Origin of the sequence: Bacillus sp. PPSBB_11 (assembly GCF_038023285.1) — a bacterium.
GTDB classification, from domain to species: Bacteria; Bacillota; Bacilli; order Bacillales; family Bacillaceae; genus Bacillus; species Bacillus altitudinis.
Genome location: NZ_CP150633.1, coordinates 1,988,068 through 1,988,522, shown reverse-complemented (window position 1 = coordinate 1,988,522; position 455 = coordinate 1,988,068). Strand labels below are relative to the sequence as shown.

Below are 455 nucleotides of genomic sequence, written 5' to 3'. Positions count from 1 at the left end.
ATGGTGAGCCATGAAGGACTCGAACCTTCGACCCTCTGATTAAAAGTCAGATGCTCTACCAACTGAGCTAATGGCTCATCTGCTATGCAGAAAAACATATATAAAAAATGGCTGGGCTAGCTGGATTCGAACCAACGCATGACGGAGTCAAAGTCCGTTGCCTTACCGCTTGGCTATAGCCCAACGAATCAAAAAACAAAACATGACCCGTACGGGATTCGAACCCGTGTTACCGCCGTGAAAGGGCGGTGTCTTAACCGCTTGACCAACGGGCCATACAATAATGGCGGAGAAGGAGGGATTTGAACCCTCGCGCCGCTTACGCGACCTACACCCTTAGCAGGGGCGCCTCTTCAGCCACTTGAGTACTTCTCCATTATGGCTCCGCAGGTAGGACTCGAACCTACGACCGATCGGTTAACAGCCGATAGCTCTACCACTGAGCTACTGCGGAA

The 455-nt window shown here is 51.4% G+C and carries 5 tRNA genes; all 5 read right to left on the bottom strand.

Annotated features, from left to right (window positions below):
- Position 1: 1 nt before the first annotated feature.
- The 5 genes from V7L95_RS09765 to V7L95_RS09745 all read right to left on the bottom strand — a co-directional run bounded on the left by V7L95_RS09765 (position 2) and on the right by V7L95_RS09745 (position 454).
- A tRNA-Lys gene (locus V7L95_RS09765) sits at positions 2-77 on the bottom strand.
- A gap of 31 nt (positions 78-108) precedes the next feature.
- Positions 109-183, bottom strand: a tRNA-Gln gene (locus tag V7L95_RS09760).
- A 20-nt stretch (positions 184-203) separates the two neighbouring features.
- Positions 204-275, bottom strand: a tRNA-Glu gene (locus V7L95_RS09755).
- A 9-nt stretch (positions 276-284) separates the two neighbouring features.
- Positions 285-375 (bottom strand) — tRNA-Ser (locus tag V7L95_RS09750).
- A 4-nt stretch (positions 376-379) separates the two neighbouring features.
- Positions 380-454 (bottom strand) — tRNA-Asn (locus tag V7L95_RS09745).
- Position 455: the final 1 nt, after the last annotated feature.